The sequence below is a fragment of the Emticicia sp. genome (genome assembly GCF_049241225.1).
Taxonomy (GTDB): Bacteria; Bacteroidota; Bacteroidia; order Cytophagales; family Spirosomataceae; genus Emticicia.
The window spans coordinates 56,533-75,283 of the sequence record NZ_JBMLRC010000475.1; the positions used below are offsets into that span (position 1 = coordinate 56,533).

General features: G+C 37.6%; 19 protein-coding genes. 14 read left to right on the top strand and 5 right to left on the bottom strand.

Annotated elements, in window-relative coordinates; genetic code table 11:
• The coding region (locus ACOVO2_RS24625) for an NAD(P)/FAD-dependent oxidoreductase (RefSeq protein ID WP_421772524.1) at nucleotides 1-1,229 on the bottom strand (1,229 nt) is incomplete at its 3' end.
• 305 nt (nucleotides 1,230-1,534) lie between these two features.
• Here ACOVO2_RS24625 and ACOVO2_RS24630 point away from each other — a divergent pair.
• From ACOVO2_RS24630 to ACOVO2_RS24645, 4 genes are all read left to right on the top strand, one after another.
• Nucleotides 1,535-3,007: a CCA tRNA nucleotidyltransferase gene (locus ACOVO2_RS24630; RefSeq protein WP_421772525.1), complete on the top strand. Its 1,473-nt coding sequence runs from the start codon at nucleotides 1,535-1,537 to the stop codon at nucleotides 3,005-3,007.
• Between the two features lie 32 nt (nucleotides 3,008-3,039).
• A complete protein-coding gene (locus tag ACOVO2_RS24635) occupies nucleotides 3,040-3,288 on the top strand; it encodes a hypothetical protein (protein WP_421772526.1) in 249 nt (82 codons plus the stop codon).
• Complete coding sequence (locus tag ACOVO2_RS24640) at nucleotides 3,285-3,629, top strand: HNH endonuclease (protein WP_421772527.1); 345 nt, start codon at nucleotides 3,285-3,287, stop codon at nucleotides 3,627-3,629. The genes ACOVO2_RS24635 and ACOVO2_RS24640 overlap by 4 nt, the downstream gene beginning before the upstream one ends.
• 104 nt (nucleotides 3,630-3,733) lie before the next feature.
• Nucleotides 3,734-3,940, top strand: a complete 207-nt coding sequence (locus ACOVO2_RS24645) for a hypothetical protein (RefSeq protein WP_064197826.1) — start codon at nucleotides 3,734-3,736, stop codon at nucleotides 3,938-3,940.
• A 176-nt stretch (nucleotides 3,941-4,116) separates the two neighbouring features.
• On the opposite strand, the gene ACOVO2_RS24650 is transcribed toward ACOVO2_RS24645, so the two are convergent.
• Nucleotides 4,117-5,388 (bottom strand): DUF2851 family protein, encoded by a 1,272-nt coding sequence (locus ACOVO2_RS24650; RefSeq protein WP_421772528.1) that lies wholly within the window; start codon nucleotides 5,386-5,388, stop codon nucleotides 4,117-4,119.
• A 48-nt stretch (nucleotides 5,389-5,436) separates the two neighbouring features.
• The gene (gene pyrF, locus ACOVO2_RS24655; RefSeq protein WP_421772529.1) at nucleotides 5,437-6,261 is read right to left on the bottom strand and encodes an orotidine-5'-phosphate decarboxylase; all 825 of its coding nucleotides are present in this window, start codon (nucleotides 6,259-6,261) and stop codon (nucleotides 5,437-5,439) included.
• 174 nt (nucleotides 6,262-6,435) lie between these two features.
• Between pyrF and rfbC the strand changes: the two genes are divergently transcribed.
• Nucleotides 6,436-6,993, top strand: coding sequence for a dTDP-4-dehydrorhamnose 3,5-epimerase (gene rfbC, locus ACOVO2_RS24660; RefSeq protein WP_421772530.1), 558 nt, complete (start codon nucleotides 6,436-6,438; stop codon nucleotides 6,991-6,993).
• Between the two features lie 169 nt (nucleotides 6,994-7,162).
• The gene (locus ACOVO2_RS24665) at nucleotides 7,163-7,960 is read left to right on the top strand and encodes a tyrosine-protein phosphatase (protein WP_421772531.1); all 798 of its coding nucleotides are present in this window, start codon (nucleotides 7,163-7,165) and stop codon (nucleotides 7,958-7,960) included.
• An 82-nt stretch (nucleotides 7,961-8,042) separates the two neighbouring features.
• Here the strand turns inward: ACOVO2_RS24665 and ACOVO2_RS24670 are convergent, their stop codons facing one another.
• Nucleotides 8,043-8,810, bottom strand: coding sequence for a UDP-2,3-diacylglucosamine diphosphatase (locus tag ACOVO2_RS24670; protein ID WP_421772532.1), 768 nt, complete (start codon nucleotides 8,808-8,810; stop codon nucleotides 8,043-8,045).
• Nucleotides 8,811-9,036: 226 nt separating this feature from the next.
• Here ACOVO2_RS24670 and ACOVO2_RS24675 point away from each other — a divergent pair, with 226 nt between their 5' ends.
• Entirely contained in the window at nucleotides 9,037-9,405 is a 369-nt protein-coding gene (locus tag ACOVO2_RS24675; RefSeq protein ID WP_421772533.1) for a response regulator, read from the top strand.
• A gap of 92 nt (nucleotides 9,406-9,497) precedes the next feature.
• Nucleotides 9,498-10,262, top strand: a complete 765-nt coding sequence (locus tag ACOVO2_RS24680) for an MBL fold metallo-hydrolase (protein ID WP_421772534.1) — start codon at nucleotides 9,498-9,500, stop codon at nucleotides 10,260-10,262.
• Here the strand turns inward: ACOVO2_RS24680 and ACOVO2_RS24685 are convergent, their stop codons facing one another.
• Nucleotides 10,263-11,117, bottom strand: a complete 855-nt coding sequence (locus ACOVO2_RS24685; protein WP_421772535.1) for an AraC family transcriptional regulator — start codon at nucleotides 11,115-11,117, stop codon at nucleotides 10,263-10,265.
• Between the two features lie 270 nt (nucleotides 11,118-11,387).
• Here ACOVO2_RS24685 and ACOVO2_RS24690 point away from each other — a divergent pair, with 270 nt between their 5' ends.
• The 6 genes from ACOVO2_RS24690 to ACOVO2_RS24715 all read left to right on the top strand — a co-directional run.
• Nucleotides 11,388-12,293, top strand: a complete 906-nt coding sequence (locus ACOVO2_RS24690) for a dihydrodipicolinate synthase family protein (RefSeq protein WP_421772536.1) — start codon at nucleotides 11,388-11,390, stop codon at nucleotides 12,291-12,293.
• Between the two features lie 38 nt (nucleotides 12,294-12,331).
• Complete coding sequence (locus ACOVO2_RS24695; protein WP_421772537.1) at nucleotides 12,332-13,393, top strand: 4-hydroxyproline epimerase; 1,062 nt, start codon at nucleotides 12,332-12,334, stop codon at nucleotides 13,391-13,393.
• A gap of 44 nt (nucleotides 13,394-13,437) precedes the next feature.
• Nucleotides 13,438-14,760 carry an NAD(P)/FAD-dependent oxidoreductase gene (locus ACOVO2_RS24700; protein WP_421772538.1) on the top strand — a complete coding sequence of 441 codons (1,323 nt, stop codon included), beginning with the start codon at nucleotides 13,438-13,440 and terminating at the stop codon, nucleotides 14,758-14,760.
• Between the two features lie 66 nt (nucleotides 14,761-14,826).
• Entirely contained in the window at nucleotides 14,827-15,999 is a 1,173-nt protein-coding gene (locus ACOVO2_RS24705) for an aminotransferase class V-fold PLP-dependent enzyme (protein ID WP_421772539.1), read from the top strand.
• Nucleotides 16,000-16,160: 161 nt separating this feature from the next.
• Entirely contained in the window at nucleotides 16,161-17,999 is a 1,839-nt protein-coding gene (locus ACOVO2_RS24710; protein WP_421772540.1) for a tetratricopeptide repeat-containing sensor histidine kinase, read from the top strand.
• 108 nt (nucleotides 18,000-18,107) lie between these two features.
• Nucleotides 18,108-18,751, top strand: a 644-nt coding sequence (locus ACOVO2_RS24715; RefSeq protein ID WP_421772541.1) for a LytR/AlgR family response regulator transcription factor, incomplete at its 3' end; no start/stop codon positions are given.

Below are 18,751 nucleotides of genomic sequence, written 5' to 3' on the forward strand. Positions count from 1 at the left end.
ACATAATTCCAAAGCCAGTTGATAAATACCATTACTTTGTTTTTTACGCCCAAGATGGCCATTAAATGCACAAACATCCAAACATACCACGCAAAAGCCCCTTGAAATTTCCAGAAAGGTAAATCAACTACCGCTAAATGCCTTCCAACGGTAGCCATCGAGCCTAAATCTTTATATTCAAAACCCACTGGCTCTTCTTTTCTCATAATTTTCAAGAGATTTTTTGCCAATAATTCACCTTGCTGAATGGCAGGTTGTGCCACTTGCGGGTGTCCATTCGGGAATTTTGGGTCGCCATTCATCAAAGCGATATCACCCACAGCAAAAACATTTGGCAAACCATCTACTTGATTAAAAGCATTGACTTTCAACCTGTTACCACCGCCGTAAACTTCTTTCGGGAAACCTTCAATCGAATTGCCTTTGATTCCTGCCGCCCAAACTACATTATTGGTTCTGATTTTTTCGCCCTCTTGCGTGTAAGCGTATTTGCCATCAAAATCCGTAATTCTTACACCGTTTCGCACAATTACACCCAACCTTTCGAGATATTCTTTACTTTTCACCGAGGCCTCATCTGACATTACTTCCAATACCTCTGGCGACGAACCAAACAAATAGATTTTCATCTGATTGAAATCTAGTTCGGGATAGTCTTTTGGCAAAATCAGACGCTTCATTTCAGCCAAAGTTCCCGAAACCTCCACTCCCGTTGGTCCAGTTCCAACCACCACCATGTTCATCAAACCTTCACGAGCATCAGCATCCGTGGCCGTAAGAGCATCTTCTAAATTTTGTAAAACCTTGTTTCTCAGATAGATAGCTTCCGAAACTGACTTCATCGGCATGGCATTTTTGATAATATTTTCCATACCAAAAAAATTAGTATCCGCCCCCATAGCCATCACCAGATAATCGTAGCTGAGTTCGCCTAATTCGGTTTCTAAAGTTTGCAGTTCGGTATTCACTTTCAGCACTTTTGTAATGCGAATGTGTACATTTTTCTTTCTTTGAAAAATCTTACGAAGCGGAAACGAAATCGAACTTGGCTCAAGTCCAGCCATGGCAACCTGGTAAAAAAGTGGCTGAAATTGATGATAGTTATTTTTATCAATCAATACAATCTGCACATCATGCTTGGCGAGTTTTTGAGCGAGAGCCAAACCACCAAAACCAGCACCGACAATTACGATACGAGTTTGGTTAGTTTCTGGAATATTTGGAGTCATGTTTTGAGTTTTTGTTTTCGATGAAAACAGCGATTGAAATCGCCGTTTAATAGAACAAAGGATTTTTGTTATAAAACGATTCAAATCGTTTTGTTTTTATAGTATTATTCTTTGTTCTGATGGCCAGTGAGTTTATTCATTGACTTATCATATTCGTTTCAAAATTACATTTTTTGCATTAGTTTTCGTAGTTTTTCTGTAATATTCTTACCGAAATTGTTTAGGTCTTCAATCCTTTGTACCTTTGTATTTTTATAGAACAGTTTACAAAAACTATCGACTGTCGTCTATTGACCATCGACTAAATGAATTTTAAAGAAAACTTACAAAACGAACCCATTTTTGAACTAATTGCACGTTCGGCAGCCGAAATAAATGTCGATGCTTATGTAATTGGCGGATACGTTCGTGACCTTATATTGAATCGCCCAAACAAAGATATTGACGTTGTTTGTGTGGGAAGTGGCATTGAATTGGCGGAAAAAGTTGCCAAAAACCTCGAAAAAAATGATGCTACCGCTAATGTTTATGTCAGTTTCTTCAAGAATTTCGGGACAGCACAAATCAAATCGGGAGATATAGAAATTGAATTTGTTGGGGCAAGAAGAGAATCTTATCGCCACGATTCTCGCAAGCCTTTGGTCGAAGACGGTACACTCGAAGATGACCAAAATCGTCGAGATTTTACGATAAATGCTCTTGGAATTTCATTAAATATAAAAAACTACGGTGAGCTAATCGACCCATTCGGTGGAGTGGAAGATATTAAACGTAAGTTGATTCGCACACCTCTCGAACCAGAAATTACATTTTCCGACGACCCACTCCGCATGATGCGTGCCGTGAGGTTTGCTTCACAACTTGGCTTCGATATCGACGGAAAAACTTTCGATGCCATTGCGGCCATGAAAGACCGCATCAGCATTGTTTCACAAGAACGCATTACTGATGAGCTGAATAAAATAGTGCTGTCGAAAACGCCTTCTTATGGTTTCAAACTATTGTTTTATACGGGTTTACTGCAAATCATTTTTCCAGAGTTTTGTGAGCTTCAAGGTGTAGAAACCCAAGATGGAAAAGGCCATAAAGACAATTTTTATCATACGCTACAAGTGCTTGATAATGTGGCCGTTAAGTCGAATGACCTATGGTTACGTTGGGCCGCAATCTTGCATGATATTGCTAAGCCAGCAACCAAACGTTTTCACCCGAAAATTGGCTGGTCGTTTCACGGACACGAGGAGTTAGGTGGTAAAATGACTCCAACTATTTTCCGAAAGCTAAAATTGCCGCTTGATGGTAAAATGCGAATGGTGAAAAAACTGGTACGCTTACACCTTCGCCCAATTGCACTGGCCAAAGAGAGCATCACCGATTCGGCATTACGTAGGCTATTGTTTGAGGCAGGCGAAGATTTGGAATATTTGATGATTTTGTGCCGAGCCGATATTACTTCAAAAGACCCAAATAAAGTAAGAAAATACCTCGCCAACTTTGATAAAGTAGAAGAAATGCTAGTAGAGTTGGAAGAAAAAGATAAACTTCGTAATTTTCAGCCAGTAATCACGGGTGAGATAATCATGGAAGTTTTTGATTTGAAGCCCTCGAAAGAAGTTGGAACTATAAAACTGGCCTTACGAGAAGCAGTTTTAGAAGGAATTATCCCAAACGAATTTGAGCCATCTTTAGACTATGTATTGAAAGAAGGTGAAAAACTGAACTTGAAACCCGTAAAAAGTATAGAAGAAATAAGACCATTATTGAGCATTGAAGAATAATATTTCTCAGATAGCAATCAAACATTAAGACAATGGTATTAGAATATAATTCGGTATATGATGAATTAGCTTTTTTCTTAGCTAATCTTTCACCTCGCAAAGTTTTGGCATACAAGGTTTCGGCCAAAGCACAAGAACGAGTGAACATTCTATTAGAAAAAAATTCAAGTGTAGGTTTGACTGCTGACGAAAATGCTGAAATGGAGCGATATATGACAGTTGAGCATATTGTACGTTTGGCAAAAGCAAAAGCAATGCAAAAACTCAATATGTCGATATGAGTATTTATATTTCTCGTGCCAAAAAGAAGTTAATCATCGAACGTGCTAATCACCGTTGTGAATATTGTCATGTCCCTGAATTTCTTTCTTCTTACGAGTATCATATCGAACATATCATAGCTTTGCAGCATGGTGGACCAAATACACTCAATAACCTCGCATATTGCTGTTCACCTTGTAATTGGAAAAAGGGTTCAAATATTGCTACTATTTTGGAGTTTGGTGGAGAATTAGTACCACTTTTTAATCCAAGAACTCAAAATTGGTTTGAGCATTTTGAAATGAATAAAGGAGAGTTTATTCCACTTTCAGATACTGGAAAAGCAACTATAAACTATTAGAATTAAATTTACCAATGAAAATTGAAGAAAGATTTGAAATGCTATTAGCTGGATTTTTCTCTTAATAAATAAAAATTTAAAACACCTAAACTCGAAGATAAGGAATGAATGACGGAACTAAATTTAAAAGAATGCTCGGCGGAATTTTAGCTGGAATGGGCCTATTATTATTGTTGTTTGCTTGTATTGCATTTATGTCGGCCGATGATACCGTGATGGGCTTGACCGTGAAAGGTGCAAGAAAAATAGCTCCAGCCGTTTTAGGCCTAATTTTGTTGGTATCGGGCATTTCGATGGTAAATCGTACGTAGTCAAGTACAAATGTAGAATTAAGAATGTAGAATTAAGAATAAGTATTAAGTTTTTAATTCTACACTCTGCATTAAGTAATAAGATTTATATAATCGACAATTCTATAAATAGCTAAGAGGCTGTTTATAAGCCCATTAACTTTCTGTGGACTTGTCGATTATTGACCGTGGACTACTTATCTTCTCAAAATCTCAATTCCAACATTGCATTGCAAACAGCGTTTGTGTGTGCAGAAATTATTGTAAAGTTCAATACTCGCTTGCGAATCGAAAGCTGACTTTATGGTCAGTCCTAATCCTCCCCACATTTCTGTTATGTGATTTTCTTCGGCTGGCAATGCCTCCAAAAAACTCACGCACCTTGCCATAAATTCCTGATTATCAGTTTTTTCTGAATAACAAGCCAAAAGTGGAATGACCGTATTTATTAAAATATTATTGATTGAGTCTTTCCCTAAACCTACCAATTTCTTACTGGCAACTTTCCCAAAATTATAATGCTCTTGCCAATAAGTCGACTGCTCAATTTTCAGTGCATTTCGTAAATCTTCTATCGAATTGGTTTGGGTAAAAAGCGAAAAGAAACTCTGTTGTTGCGTAATCAGCTTAGCCAATTGTGCAATACGAATAGTTGGAAAATTGGCAGGTCGAGTACGCAAAAACTTCCATTCGTGCGAACTTAATTGGTTTTGTTTCAAAGAAAATTTCGCCGAAAAGAAATCATATTCTTGGCTTAGTTTTTCAGAATATTCATCCATTTCCTCAATCAAACCCGCTTGCCCGAATAGCATGGCTTCGATTTGTGTAAGATTATCTCGGTGCTTTTGCAGGACTTTTAATGGTAGATTTTGAGCAAGCCGCAGAAATGTTTCAGAATTGAGTTTAAAACCAAAGTTTCGGGCTAAAAGCTGATACGCCGTTTCTTCCCAATCACCGTTATTTTTCTCTAAAAGTTGCTCCACAACTTGAGCTTTTTGCTGCAAACGCTTCGCCAAAACTTTATCTAAAATGGCAAATTTCGATAAATCAGACACATCCGTAAAATGCTCTTTACACGGAATAACAGACTGACTATCAATCAAATACTGATATTTATCAAGAAGCTGAATATCTGTAATTGATTTCAATTCGAGTGTCGGAATCAAACTACCATTTTGCCGCATGATTGTTTGATCATTTTCCCAAACTACATGCAGAATTACATTATTGTAGGCTTCGTTATGTTGGTGTTTATGAAGCTGCCAATCCGAAGATTTTACATGAATTTCTACATTCCCAACCCACTCAATTTCATTGATTTGAAGACGAGCATTAGTAAAATCGGGGCCAGCATCAGTATTCAGAATACCTGTTTTTAGTACAGAAACCTTTTCACCCAAAATCGTTTGCAAATTTGATTTATCAAACTGCTGAAATTGCCAAAGATAGTGTAGAAATGCTTCGTTCATAATCAATTAAGAATTAAGAATGTAGAATGTAAGAATGAAAAAGGTGTTCTACAAATACATCTGCAAATATTTCTCCATTTCTTGCTGTATAGTTTGTGCTTCTTTGGCAGCAACTTGAGCGAAATCTTCACCAGAAGAAGCATAAATAATGGCTCTCGAAGAATTTACCAACAAGCCACATTGCTTATTCATACCATATTTCGATACTTCTTCTAAACTACCACCTTGAGCTCCGACGCCTGGCACGAGTAAAAAATGTTCGGGAGCTACTTCTCTGATTTTTTGCAGTTTATCTGCTTTTGTCGCACCCACAACATACATCATTCGCTCTGAATCAGCCCATTTTTGAGAAGTCAAAATTACTTGTTCAAATAAATGTTTATGACCTATTAATAACTGCTGAAAATCATCGCCACCTGCGTTTGAAGTAAGAGCTAAAAGAATCACCCATTTTCCTTCAAATTCTAAGAAAGGCATAACCGAATCGCTGCCCATATATGGTGCAACCGTTACCGAATCAAAATCCAGTCCTGATGATGATTTATCAAAGAATGTACGAGCATAAAGCCCCGATGTATTCCCAATATCACCTCGTTTGGCATCAGCAATCGTAAAGCATTCTTGTGGTATATATTCAATTGTGCGTTGTAAACTTTCCCAGCCTTTTGCCCCCAATGCCTCGTAAAACGCAATGTTGGGTTTGTAAGCAACTGCATACTCCGCGGTTGCGTCGATAATCTGACGATTAAATTCAAAAATTGGGTCTTTTTCTTTAAGGAGATGAGACGGTATTTTTTTTATGTCGGTATCAAGACCCACACACAAATAGGAGTTTTTTTTTGTGATTTGCTCGAAAAGCTGCTGTTTTGTCATTCTTTACTATTTTTTTTGAGGCAAATTTCTACAATTAATACGATTTAATCAGAAAAATAACATGATTTTATTTAGTAAATCGTACTTTTGTATGTTTTTAACTTTAAAAATAATTAATTATCTGAATAGTTAATTGAAAATTAAAGTTGGCTATTTTAAAATTGTTACCTTATAATGGAGTTTAGAAAAACAAGCATTGCAGGCCTAATCGAAATCTTCCCAAAAATCTTTGGCGATACCCGTGGACATTTTTTCGAGTCTTACCGACAAGATATTTTTGCTCAAAATGATATTCCTTATCAATTTGTTCAAGATAATCAATCATTTTCTACGGCTGGGGTGCTGCGTGGGCTTCATTTCCAAAATGAACCCTTCGCACAGGGCAAACTCGTTAGAGTAATAACAGGAAAAGTCATTGATATAGCGGTCGATATTCGTCCGGAGTCACCTACTTTCGGGAAATATGAAAAATTTATTTTAGATGCAAAACTTCAAAACATGGTTTATATACCAGAAGGTTTTGCTCATGGATTTGCCGCACTTGAAGACTCAATTTTTTCCTATAAGTGTACAAACAATTACAATAAGGCATCTGAGGGGGGTATAATCTGGAATGACCCTGACTTAAATATTGACTGGGGCATAAAAAATCCGAATGTTTCGGAGAAAGATTTAGAGCTACCTACCTTCTATGAGTTTTCAAAAAAAATCAAGGAATTGCTGTCAACATAAACTGTACCAGTCACACAATTTACAAAATATTTTTTTTTAAAATACCTTACAGTCAGCAATTGATACCGCTTAATATTTTTATGGTGTAAATGGTTGCATTTGGCATGGTCTTGGGGCAGGTAATTATTGTAGCAGTTTAGCTTTTAGGCTGCCTTTATTAAATCCTACCATGCCAATAAATAAACTTTCATCAATATTTGAATCATTCTTTAAAAAAGGGATTCTGAGTGAGCCAAACAACACTCAGGTTTCTGGTTTAACTGTCGATGTACATGCACACATATTACCGCAAATAGATGATGGCCCTGAAGATACCGAGCAGAGTATAGGGATATTAAAAGAAATGTACGCAATGGGTTATCGCAAGGTTATTGCTACCCCCCATGTGATGACGGGTTATTATGACAACTCTTCCGAAGATATTTTACAATCGCTACAGGTATTAAGAAGCGTTTTAAAACGTAGACAAATTGAGATAGAATTAGAAGCTGCTGCCGAATATTATCTAGAAGATGAACTTTTTCGACTCATAGAACGTAAAGAGGTGCTAACATTTGGAGGAAGTAAAAAATATTTATTATTTGAAGCTTCGTTTGTCACAAAAGCATCTTATATCCTTGAAGCTAGCCTTCGAATAAAACAAGCAGGATATACTCCCGTATTGGCTCACCCCGAACGCTACGTAAACATCAATGATATGGAGATAATCAGTCGATTAGCATCCAGTGGGGTTCTTTTTCAATTAAATATTGGCTCTTTAGTGGGCTACTATTCTAAACATGCCCAAGCTCTTGCCGAGTTACTAATCAAAAATAAATTAGTGGCTTTTTTGGGTTCAGATTGCCACAATCTGGCTCAGCTTGAAAGCATCAAACAAGCCTTTAGTTTAAAGACTTTCAGGGATGCCATGCAACTTGATATTCTGAATAATTCACTTATTGAGAAAAAAACATCTGTTTTTGCTTAAACTCAATTGCATAAGTAGTTCACAGCCCTGTAGAGCACTCATTATTATTATACCACAAAAAAACTAACGTTTTTCTATCTGATTACTTAGGTTGGTATCTTAGTAGTTGCATATTATCGCCATCAAACACCGCATAGCTGTTATACCAAATCCAATCACCGAGGTTTACGTAACGAGCAGTATCAGAGATATTCATTTCGGCCATTGTATGTCGGTGGCCGAAAACATAAAAATCATGGTGAGTTTTAGCTTCAATTTGCTTTGAATATTGTACTAAGTGTTCACGTTCTTCACCCAAAAACTCCTCTGGTTTAAGTTTTTTCTTCCAACTGGTTTTAGTCCAGAGTTGTCCTAACAACATTCCCAGATTTGGATGCATAACTCTTCCAAACAAAAATCTTGGAATTCTCCCTTCAAAAATTACTTTTAAAATTTTATAACCAAAATCATCATCACCAAGACCATCACCGTGGCCCATATAAAACGTTTTATTATTAAATGTAAAAACTTGCGGTCGGCGAATAGTACGAATATTGAGTTCCGTTTCAAAATAATCAGTCATCCACATATCGCGATTGCCCAAAAAAACGATAATTTCGATGCCAGCGTCTGATAATTCGGCCAATTTTCCAAAAAAACGCACAAATCCCTTCGGTACAACGTACTTGTATTCATACCAAAAATCAAACAAATCACCCACTAAAAATATAATTTCAGCATCATGGCGAATAGATTCCAGCCAATCAACGATTCTTCTTTCACGATTAAGGCTCTCGGAAGGAGAAGGAGCCCCTAAATGAAAGTCAGAGGCAAAATATATTTTTTTTCCGGTTGGTATTGTACGATTCATCGACATTTAAACAATTCAATAAGATTTTAATTTTTGCACAAAGCACACAAAATTTTATGAATATTTTAAATGAAAACTGAAATTTTGTAAAATTTTTATCGTTTTTGATGCTAATTATATGTAGTTTTGAAATAATGCAAAATTTGATTTTGTAGAAAATCATCTTTCCTTATATTTACGACTGAATTCTTATAAGACCATTTTATAAAACATTTATTATTATCCAATGAAACGAGTATTAATTGCCGAAGACAGCTCAGTGATTCAGAACTTAGCCAAAAAGATTTTGGAATTCCAGAATTTTGAAATTACTGCCGTTAAGAATGGCGAACAAGTGATGCAATTGCTCGATAAAGAAGATTTTGATATCTTATTGCTCGACATAAACATGCCAATAATGGATGGAATGGAGTGCGTTAAGGCAATTCGTGAATTGAGCGATAAATCGAAAGCAAATCTTCCTGTTGTAGCTATTACAGGCAATGCAAAAAATTATTCAGAGACTGATTTCAAAGAAGCAGGTTTCAATGATGCACTGATGAAACCTCTTAATTTTGATAGACTAGTAGAGGTAGTAAAAGGACTAACGGAATAAATCTAATGTTGAATGAGTAAATGAGTGAATGATAGAATATCTATTTGATACTTTTCATTCACTCATTCTATCATTCACTCATTCATTAAATTATGCAAGTAACTTTTCTCGGAACGGGTACTTCAGGCGGGATTCCGGTACTGACGTGTGGGTGTGAAGTTTGTAATTCGCTGGATTACCGAGATAAACGTCTCAGAGTATCGGTTTGGATTGAAGTAGAAAACAAAAGTTTTGTGATTGATACGGGGCCTGATTTCCGTCATCAAGCACTCCGTGAACGTATTCCTCGCATCGACGGAATCATCTACACCCACGAACACAAAGACCACACGGCTGGTCTGGACGATATTCGCCCCTACAATTATCTGCATGGCATTCAGCACTTAGACCTTTATGGGCATCCGAGAGTGCTGGCTCAACTCAAACGTGAATTTGCCTACGCTTTTGAAGAACAAAAATATCCTGGCGTACCATTGATTAATGTGCACGAAATTGGTAATGAAGAATTCGCCATCCAAGAAGAAACTTTCACACCTATCGAAGTGCTGCACCATCGTTTGCCAGTCTTAGGCTTCCGAATCAAAGATTTTACCTACATTACCGATGTAAACTATATTTCTGAGCAAGAATTAGAGAAAGCTTATGGCTCAAAAGTATTGGTATTGGGAGCTTTACAACGCCAAAAACATATCTCTCATTTCACTCTTGATGAAGCCATTGAAGTTGCCCAAAAAGTGAATGCAGAAATGACTTATTTTACACATATTAGCCATAAAATGGGTTTACATAGCGAAGTCGAAAAAGAGCTCCCGCCTAATATTCGACTGGCTTATGATGGTTTGAAAATTAGATTATAATCAGAACTGCTTCAAGTAAGCACTCGGCGACATTTTCATACGACGTTTAAATTGTCGGTTAAAATTTGAAACATTATTAAAACCGCTCGAAAAACAGATTTCCAACACACTTTTTTCATTGTTTTGAAGCATTCGGCAAGCATGACCGATTCGGATATCATTCAAGAAATCGGAAAAAGTTTTTCGGGTACGAAGCTTAAAAAATCTACAAAAAGCGTTGGGCGTCATATTGGCAATTTCGGCCACCTCTTCCAATGAAATTTCTCGCTCGAAGTTTTTCATTAAGAACTCAAACGTTGCATTGATTCGTTGATTATCAACTTCTTTCTGTGGAGATTGATAGGTAATACTTGATAGAAATTCTTTGTTGGCCGAAATATCAATTTCGTTGAGAATCTGTAAAAAAGCCAATAATTTATCAAAACCTTGTTTATTGGCGATTGACTTTATCAAATCCGTGAGAGCATTTGCTTCATTATTTCTAATTCGGATTCCTCTCGACGCTTCTGCGAGTAATGCTTTCAAATGCTGAGTTTCGGGAATATCGAAGAAGTTTTCACCCAATAAATCTCCCCGAAAATAGACTGAAACAGAGTACGCTCGCTGATTTTCGGCATAATATTCTGCATCATTTCGGAAAACATGGGGTAAATTACTTCCCAGAAAATACACATCAAAAGGCTGAAAACGCTCTACATTATCACCCACAAATTGCGTTCCCATACTTTCAAGAATAAGCGTAATTTGCCATTCAGGATGAAAATGTAGCGTATCATAAAAATATGGCAAATCATCGACCTGCACTCTGAAAGACTCGGTTTCAGTTTTTGGAATTCGGAATAAAAGGGGTTTCATTTATCTCTTGTAAACACCTCATCCCCAACCCTTCTCCTTGAAGGAGAAGGGAGTGAAAGCCCTCTCCTTCGAGGAGAGGGTTGGGTGAGGTTTTTATTTTCAGCACAAATTAAATACTAATTTACCTCAATATTAAAATACAATTTCATTTTTTGAATAATTTAGTACAACTATTAGCGAAATTAAGATAAGTTTTCTAAAATTGACTATATTACTTTTGCAAAAGAAAACATTCACTCATTCTATCATTCACTCATTCATAATTAATATATGAAACCATCGTGGACTGGCGTTTATCCTGCCGTAACAACTCCTTTTTTCCAAGACGAAAGCCTTGATTTAGATATGTTTAACTTCAACATCGAAAAACAAATCGAAGCTGGAGTGCATGGAATTATTATTTGTGGCTCGTTGGGCGAAAACGGAACGCTTACTAATGATGAAAAATTAACTTTGCTTGATTCTGCTAAGAAAACCATAGCTGGTCGTGTCCCATTGGTGATTTGTATTGCTGAATGTATCACTCGTGAGGCTGTAGCTCTCGCAAAAACTTACGAACAAGCTGGTGCTGACGGTTTTATGTTATTGCCACCGATGCGTTATGCGGCCGATGAACGTGAGATTCTTCACTACTTACATCGTGTAGCTGATTCGACTGACTTGCCAGTTTTGGCTTATAACAATCCGTTGGCTTATAAAAACTTTATTTCGATTCCGATGTTCCATGATTTGGCAGCAAACCCACATTTTGAAGCCATGAAAGAATCAACTGGGGATGTTCGGTATATGACTGATATTATCAACGAATTTGGCGGACGATTCAAAATCATGTCGGGTGTTGATGATTTGGCCTACGAAAGCCTTGTAATGGGTGCTGATGGCTGGGTCGCAGGCTTAGTTGATGCCTTCCCACGTGAGACCGTTGTAATTTATGAATTAGTAAAACAAGGCCGCTACGAGGAAGCCCGTGCGATTTATCGTTGGCACTTCCCGTTGATGCACTTAGATGTTTCGACCAAATTCATTCAAAATATCAAACTTGCTCAAGTGGCAACTGGACTCGGCACCGAATGGGTACGTGAACCACGTTTACCTTTGGCAGGAGAAGAAAGAGAGCGAATCTTAAAAATCATCAACGATTCGTTGGCCACAAGACCAGTTTTACCGCTGATATAACCCCTAACCCCTAAAGGGGGATATTAAATTCTCGTTGTATGATTATGAAAGAAAACACTACTCCTCCCATTTGCATAGAAAATGTAAGCTCCCCTTTAGGGGCTGGGGGGTTCTTTTGCATAGATGCCCATACATGTGGCAATCCAGTTCGTTTGGTAGCTGGTGGAGGACCAAATTTAGAGGGTAAAAATATGTCCGAAAAACGCCAGCATTTTCTGCGTGAATATGACTGGATTCGTAAAGGTTTGATGTTTGAGCCTCGTGGACACGACATGATGTCGGGTAGTATTTTATACCCACCCCACGACCCCGAGAACGACGTTGCGGTGCTATTTATCGAAACATCAGGTTGCCTTCCTATGTGCGGGCATGGAACAATCGGGACAATTACAATTGCCATCGAACATGGTCTAATTCAGCCAAAAAAGCCAGGTTTTGTGCGAATGGAAGCTCCTGCTGGTTTGGTTTTGATTGAATATAAGCAAGAAGGGAATAAAGTAAAATCGGTCAAATTGACCAATGTTGCTTCATTTCTGGCGGCTGAAAATATCGAAGTTGAATGTCCAGATTTGGGAATGCTGAAAGTTGATGTAGCTTATGGCGGAAATTTCTATGCAATTGTTGATGTACAAGAAAACTTTGCGGGTTTAGAAAATTACCGAGCTGACCAACTCATTACTTGGGCAAAAGTTTTGCGTGAAAGAATCAATGAGAAACATACTTTTATTCACCCCGAAAACCCAACTATCAATGGTTTAAGTCATATTGAATGGACAGGAAAGGTAATTGACCCAACATCAACTGCCCGAAATGCAGTATTTTATGGAGATAAAGCCATTGACCGCTCTCCTTGTGGTACTGGAACTTCAGCCCGAATGGCACAATGGGCTGCCAAAGGCTTATTGAAACAAGGCGATGAATTTATTCACGAAAGTATTATCGGCAGTAAATTTATCGGTAGAATTGAAGGCACAACAAAAGTCGGGGAAAAAGATGCAATTTACCCGAGCATTGAAGGTTGGGCAAGAATTTACGGAAATAATACTATCACTATCGACGACCAAGATGACCCTTATGCTTTTGGGTTTCAGGTGATTTAAAACACCCCTACCCCCTAAAGAGGGATTAATACATTCTCAAAAACATGAAAAAAGACCACAAATATAATACAGACTCCCCTTTAGGGGCTGGGGGTGACATTACCATCATCGGCAGCGGAGTAATTGGCTTATTTTCAGCATATTACCTCAATAAACAAGGATACGAAGTAACGATTATCGAACGCTCAAATGGCGATGATAGTTGCTCAATGGGCAATGCTGGTATGATTGTGCCAAGCCATTTTATCCCGTTGGCAGTGCCGGGAATGATTGAGAAAGGTATCAAATGGATGTTTAATTCTGAAAGTCCGTTTTACGTAAAACCTCGCCTCAATCTTGATTTACTTTCTTGGGGATTGAAATTTTATCAAGCAGCCAACAAAAAGCAAGTCGAGCGAGCCATGCCCGCTCTTCGAGATATTAGTTTGCTTAGCAAAGCCTTGTACCAAGAGTTAGCTAAAACGCCCGATTTCGATTTTGCATTTGAAGAAAAAGGCTTGATGATGCTTTGTAAAACCGAACACAGTTTTGAAGAAGAAGTTGAGGTAGCCCACCAAGCCAACGAACTTGGCTTGAAAACTAAAGTACTTTCTACCAAAGAATTACACGAATTTGAGCCAGATGTAAAACCAGATGTTGCAGGAGCAATTTTCTACGAAGGAGATGCTCATTTATATCCAAACCAATTAGTAAAAAACCTAAAAAGACACCTCGAAAATCAAGGTGTAAAGTTTCTCTACAATACCGAAGTAACAGGCTTTGAGTTTGAAAAGGAGAAAATAAAAAGCATTAAAACTAAGCAGAAAATCGGAGAAAGCATTCAACATTCAACATTCAACATTCAACATTTAATTATTGCTACTGGCTCATGGTCGCCGCTTTTGGCAGATATGCTCAATATTGGGCTCCCGATGCAAGCGGGTAAGGGTTATAGCGTAACCTATGAGCAGAATCAAGGCAAAAAACTCAACATTCCATCCATTTTATTGGAAGCGAGAGTTGCCATAACGCCAATGTCAGACAATTTGATTCGTTTTGGTGGAACAATGGAAATTGGTGGACTGAACGACGAAATAAATATGAATCGTGTACGTGGAATCATTAAGGCCGTGCCAAATTATTTCCCTGATTATCAGATAGATATACCACAAAAAGAACAAGTTTGGTATGGTTTGCGTCCGTGTTCGCCTGATGGTTTGCCTTATATTGGTCGCACAAACAAATATAAAAATCTTGTGATTGCCTCTGGCCACGCCATGATGGGTTTGAGCCTTGCTCCTGCCACTGGAAAATTGGTACAAGAAATAATTGACAATCATAAAAATAGTATCGAAATCGACCTCTACAAGCCAGAAAGGTATGATTAAACTAAATTTTTGGTTAAATATCGTAGGAACGTCCAATCTGGACGTTCGATTTATTCTATAAATATAATGTCATTAACTAACCAAAAGCATCTATTTTCTATTGAAGAAGGCGTAACATATCTCAATGGTGCGGCCTACTCTCCTACCCTCAAAAGTTCAGTCGAACGTGGAATTGATGGTATTCAGCTGAAAGCTTCACACACACATTTAATCAAAGGCAGCGACCATTTTGCTTTACCTCAGAAAGTACAAAAACTTTTCGCTCAGCTTATCAATGAGCCTGATTATGAGCGAATTGCAGTAATATCTTCGGTTTCTTACGGAATGGCCGTTGTTGCTAATAATGTGCATCGTTTACCCAATCTTTCAGCTAAAAAACACATAATTCAGATTCAAGATGAATTTCCGAATAATGTTTATGCCTTCGACCGTGTTTGTCAGAAACATAATTTAGCATATAAAACTATCGCCAAACCCGATACTCTCGAAAATCGTGGTGGAATGTGGAATCAGGCAATTTTAGAAGGCATCAATACCGAAACTGCGATGGTTGTTATGCCACATATCCATTGGATTTACGGCGTAAAATTTGATTTAGAAGCTGTCTCGAAACGCTGTAAAGAAGTAGGTGCTTTATTGGTCATTGACGGTACGCAATCGGTCGGGATGCTTGATTTTGATATTCAGAAAATTCGGCCAGATGCTCTTATCTGTGCAGGTTATAAATGGCTTTTGGGGCCTTATAGCATCGGTATGGCCTATTTCGGAGAATTTTTTGATGAAGGTGTACCCGTTGAAGAATCTTGGATGCACCGTGCCGAAAGCGATAATTTTGCCCAACTCATACGCTACGAACGTGCGTACAGACCCAAAGCCCAACGCTATAATATGGGAGAGCATACGCAATTTATTCAAGTGCCGATGCTTGAAGATTCGCTTACTCAAATATTGAATTGGGGCGTAAATAATATGCAAAACTATTGTGCCGAAATCATCGAAAAACCATTAAAAACGCTTCAAGAATTAGACTGTTGGGTAGAAGATTCAGCTAACCGAGCCAATCATTTATTGGGTATCGCTTTACCAGAATCAGTTAATAATCAAGCCTTTACCGAACAACTCTCAGCCAATAAAATCTTTGTATCCAATCGTGGCGTTGCTATTCGTGTTTCACAAAATGTTTATAATACTGAAGCTGATTTATGGGCCTTGGTTGACGTTTTCAAGAAAAACCTTTAATAAAGAATACCTTCAAAACATTCTGTCCCCTTTTGGTCTTTATGATTAAAAGGGGCTTTTTATTTTATTCATAAAGTTTTTCCCTAATTTGCATAAGAACAGCCCTAAAAACTAAAAATGGTAATCAGATTTCTAAAACTCTTTACCAACAACTGCTCCCTATGAAAAAACTTATACCCTTTTTTATTATAGCTTTGTCTTCGGTTGTTTATGTTTTTGCTCAGCCAGCCCCATTGAATAAATCAGCATTAGATAGCCTTAAGAATATAATCAATAGTAGTGCAAATGATACAGCCAAAGTACACGCATTTTATTGGATTAGTCGAGCAACTACACTCAGCAACACCACAGAATCTATCAGTTTTGCTAGTAAAGGCTTAGCATTAGCCCAAAAAGCCAAGTTTCCAATCGGAGAAATTGAATGCTTAGAAGCTCTGTGTTTCTCTTATGCCATTACCTCTTCGTTCGATATTGGTTTTAAATCTGCTTACAAACAGATGGAACTGAGTAGAACCCACGCTCCTATTCGAGAGGTTTTTGGCATCAATATGATGGGCTTACTTTACCAAAAACTGGGTGATGATAAAGAAGCATTGAAGTGGGCAAGGAAATCATATTTTCACCCAAAAATGCGAGTAACCGACCCTTTTACGCAATGGAGTGCGATGTTTTTGCTTTCACAAGAATATGAAAGAGAAAATAAATTAGATTCTGCTAAGATTATCGCCACAGAAACGCTCAATTACTCCAAAAAGTTTTTCCCGATGCAAGAGGGCTACCCAAAGTTAGTTCTCGCTCGCATCAATAGCAAACTCAAAAACTTCAACGAGGCTATCAGCTATTGCAAACAGATTATCGAAAAATCAGAAGAAGACCGATTAGACTTTTTTACGAATGAAGTTCAGAACGAACTCGCACAAATCTATTTTGCACAATCAAAGCCAGATTCAGCTAAAATTTATGCCGAAAAAGCTCTTGATGGAGCAAAACAACTACGAAACTATTTGGTAGTAATGAATTCGGCAGGTTTGCTTTCGCAGATTTTTGAAAAAAACAATCCAATAAAAGCTTTTGATTACCTCAAACTCTCGATGGCTGCTAAAGATACCGTAACAAATATTGAGAAAAATAAACAGGTCAAAATTTTAGAAATCAAAGAAAAACAACGCATCGAAGACCTAAATTTAGCGGCTGTTTATGCCAAAAACGAATTGCGATTCAACACAGTCATTGGTCTGCTATTCACAGCCCTTCTGACTGCTTTTATACTTTACCGCAATAACCGCCAAAAACAAAAAGCGAACACAGTTTTGCAAGAACAAAAAGAAAAAATAAATTCACAGAATATCACGCTCGAAACTACACTTAACCAGCTCACCGCCAAAAATGCCGAAAACGAATTGCTTCTCAAAGAAATCCACCATCGGGTAAAAAATAATTTAGAAGTCGTTTCGAGCCTTTTGGCACTACAATCAGCCAAAATCGAAGACCCCGAAATACAAGATGCCATGCTGGCAAGCCAAAATCGTGTGCAAAGCATGGGCATTTTGCACCAAAAACTCTATCAAAGCGAGCATTTGGCGTTTATCGAGATGAAGAATTATTTCCAGAATCTTTGTGAAAATATTCTTGATTCTTATAACGAAACTGACCGAATTGAGGTTAATATTGACATGAACGAAATTGAATTAGATGTAGATACCGCCGTGCCTGTGGGTTTAATTGTGAATGAACTTTTGACAAACTCATTAAAATATGCCTTCCCGAATGGTAAAAAAGGCACAATTAAATTAAGCCTCGAAAATATTGATAAAAATAATCTGACACTGAAAATAAGCGATAATGGCATCGGAAAAAGTCTGGACACAAAAGCAAAAGGTACTGGCTTTGGCACGCAATTAGTAGATTTGCTCACTCGTCAAATTGGTGGAAAACTAACCCAAGAGGTGCGTGAAGGCACAATTATTTCGATAGATTTTAAAAGACAATTAGCAGCGTGAAATTAGTTAATGGTTATTAGAAAATTGGTTAATGGTCATAAATCAACCAATTCCAAACTAAACCAGTTGCCCAGTAACCAATAACCAGTTTTCCAGTAACAAAAAAATATGCAAATTCCCTTAAAAATACTGATTGTTGAAGATGAAATGATTATTGCGGCCAATTTGGCGATGCAATTGGAGAATATTGGTTACGAAATTCTGGGAATTATCCCACGCGGTGAAGATGCCATCAATGCTATCAAAACTGATAAACCGGATTTGGTATTGATGGATATCAACTTGAAAGGCGAGCTGGACGGTATCGAAACCGCAACTCAAATGCAACTATATGGTTCAATTCCGATAATTTATCTGACTGCTAACACCGACGAAGCTCATTTTACACGAGCCAAGGCGACTAATCCTTATGCGTTTTTATCGAAACCCTTCAAAAAGTTAGATTTAAAACACGCCATCGAATTGGCAGGGGAGAAAATTCTCGCAGAAAAAAGTGAGCCTCAATCAAACGTAGAAAAATTTGTTTTAGACGACCGAATTTTTGTTCGCCACAACGAAGTAATGGTCAAAATCATTATTGAAGACATTTATTACCTTGAAGCCGACCGCAATTATTGTCAGGTTTATACCAAAGGAAATACTTATTTATTGGTAAATACCCTAAAAAACATGGAAGACAAATTGCCTCCTCAGCAATTCCAACGTATTCATCGGTCTTACATCGTTAACATAAAACACATCAACGAAGTAGC

Excerpts from the sequence above, each read along its gene's own strand:
- ACOVO2_RS24630 (WP_421772525.1), top strand. The coding sequence starts at position 1,535 with ATGAATTTTAAAGAAAACTTACAAAACGAACCCATTTTTGAACTAATT.
- ACOVO2_RS24635 (WP_421772526.1), top strand. The coding sequence starts at position 3,040 with ATGGTATTAGAATATAATTCGGTATATGATGAATTAGCTTTTTTCTTA.
- ACOVO2_RS24640 (WP_421772527.1), top strand. The coding sequence starts at position 3,285 with ATGAGTATTTATATTTCTCGTGCCAAAAAGAAGTTAATCATCGAACGT.
- ACOVO2_RS24645 (WP_064197826.1), top strand. The coding sequence starts at position 3,734 with ATGAATGACGGAACTAAATTTAAAAGAATGCTCGGCGGAATTTTAGCT.
- ACOVO2_RS24650 (WP_421772528.1), bottom strand. The coding sequence starts at position 5,388 with ATGAACGAAGCATTTCTACACTATCTTTGGCAATTTCAGCAGTTTGAT.
- pyrF (WP_421772529.1), bottom strand. The coding sequence starts at position 6,261 with ATGACAAAACAGCAGCTTTTCGAGCAAATCACAAAAAAAAACTCCTAT.
- rfbC (WP_421772530.1), top strand. The coding sequence starts at position 6,436 with ATGGAGTTTAGAAAAACAAGCATTGCAGGCCTAATCGAAATCTTCCCA.
- ACOVO2_RS24665 (WP_421772531.1), top strand. The coding sequence starts at position 7,163 with ATGCCAATAAATAAACTTTCATCAATATTTGAATCATTCTTTAAAAAA.
- ACOVO2_RS24670 (WP_421772532.1), bottom strand. The coding sequence starts at position 8,810 with ATGAATCGTACAATACCAACCGGAAAAAAAATATATTTTGCCTCTGAC.
- ACOVO2_RS24675 (WP_421772533.1), top strand. The coding sequence starts at position 9,037 with ATGAAACGAGTATTAATTGCCGAAGACAGCTCAGTGATTCAGAACTTA.
- ACOVO2_RS24680 (WP_421772534.1), top strand. The coding sequence starts at position 9,498 with ATGCAAGTAACTTTTCTCGGAACGGGTACTTCAGGCGGGATTCCGGTA.
- ACOVO2_RS24685 (WP_421772535.1), bottom strand. The coding sequence starts at position 11,117 with ATGAAACCCCTTTTATTCCGAATTCCAAAAACTGAAACCGAGTCTTTC.
- ACOVO2_RS24690 (WP_421772536.1), top strand. The coding sequence starts at position 11,388 with ATGAAACCATCGTGGACTGGCGTTTATCCTGCCGTAACAACTCCTTTT.
- ACOVO2_RS24695 (WP_421772537.1), top strand. The coding sequence starts at position 12,332 with ATGATTATGAAAGAAAACACTACTCCTCCCATTTGCATAGAAAATGTA.
- ACOVO2_RS24700 (WP_421772538.1), top strand. The coding sequence starts at position 13,438 with ATGAAAAAAGACCACAAATATAATACAGACTCCCCTTTAGGGGCTGGG.
- ACOVO2_RS24705 (WP_421772539.1), top strand. The coding sequence starts at position 14,827 with ATGTCATTAACTAACCAAAAGCATCTATTTTCTATTGAAGAAGGCGTA.
- ACOVO2_RS24710 (WP_421772540.1), top strand. The coding sequence starts at position 16,161 with ATGAAAAAACTTATACCCTTTTTTATTATAGCTTTGTCTTCGGTTGTT.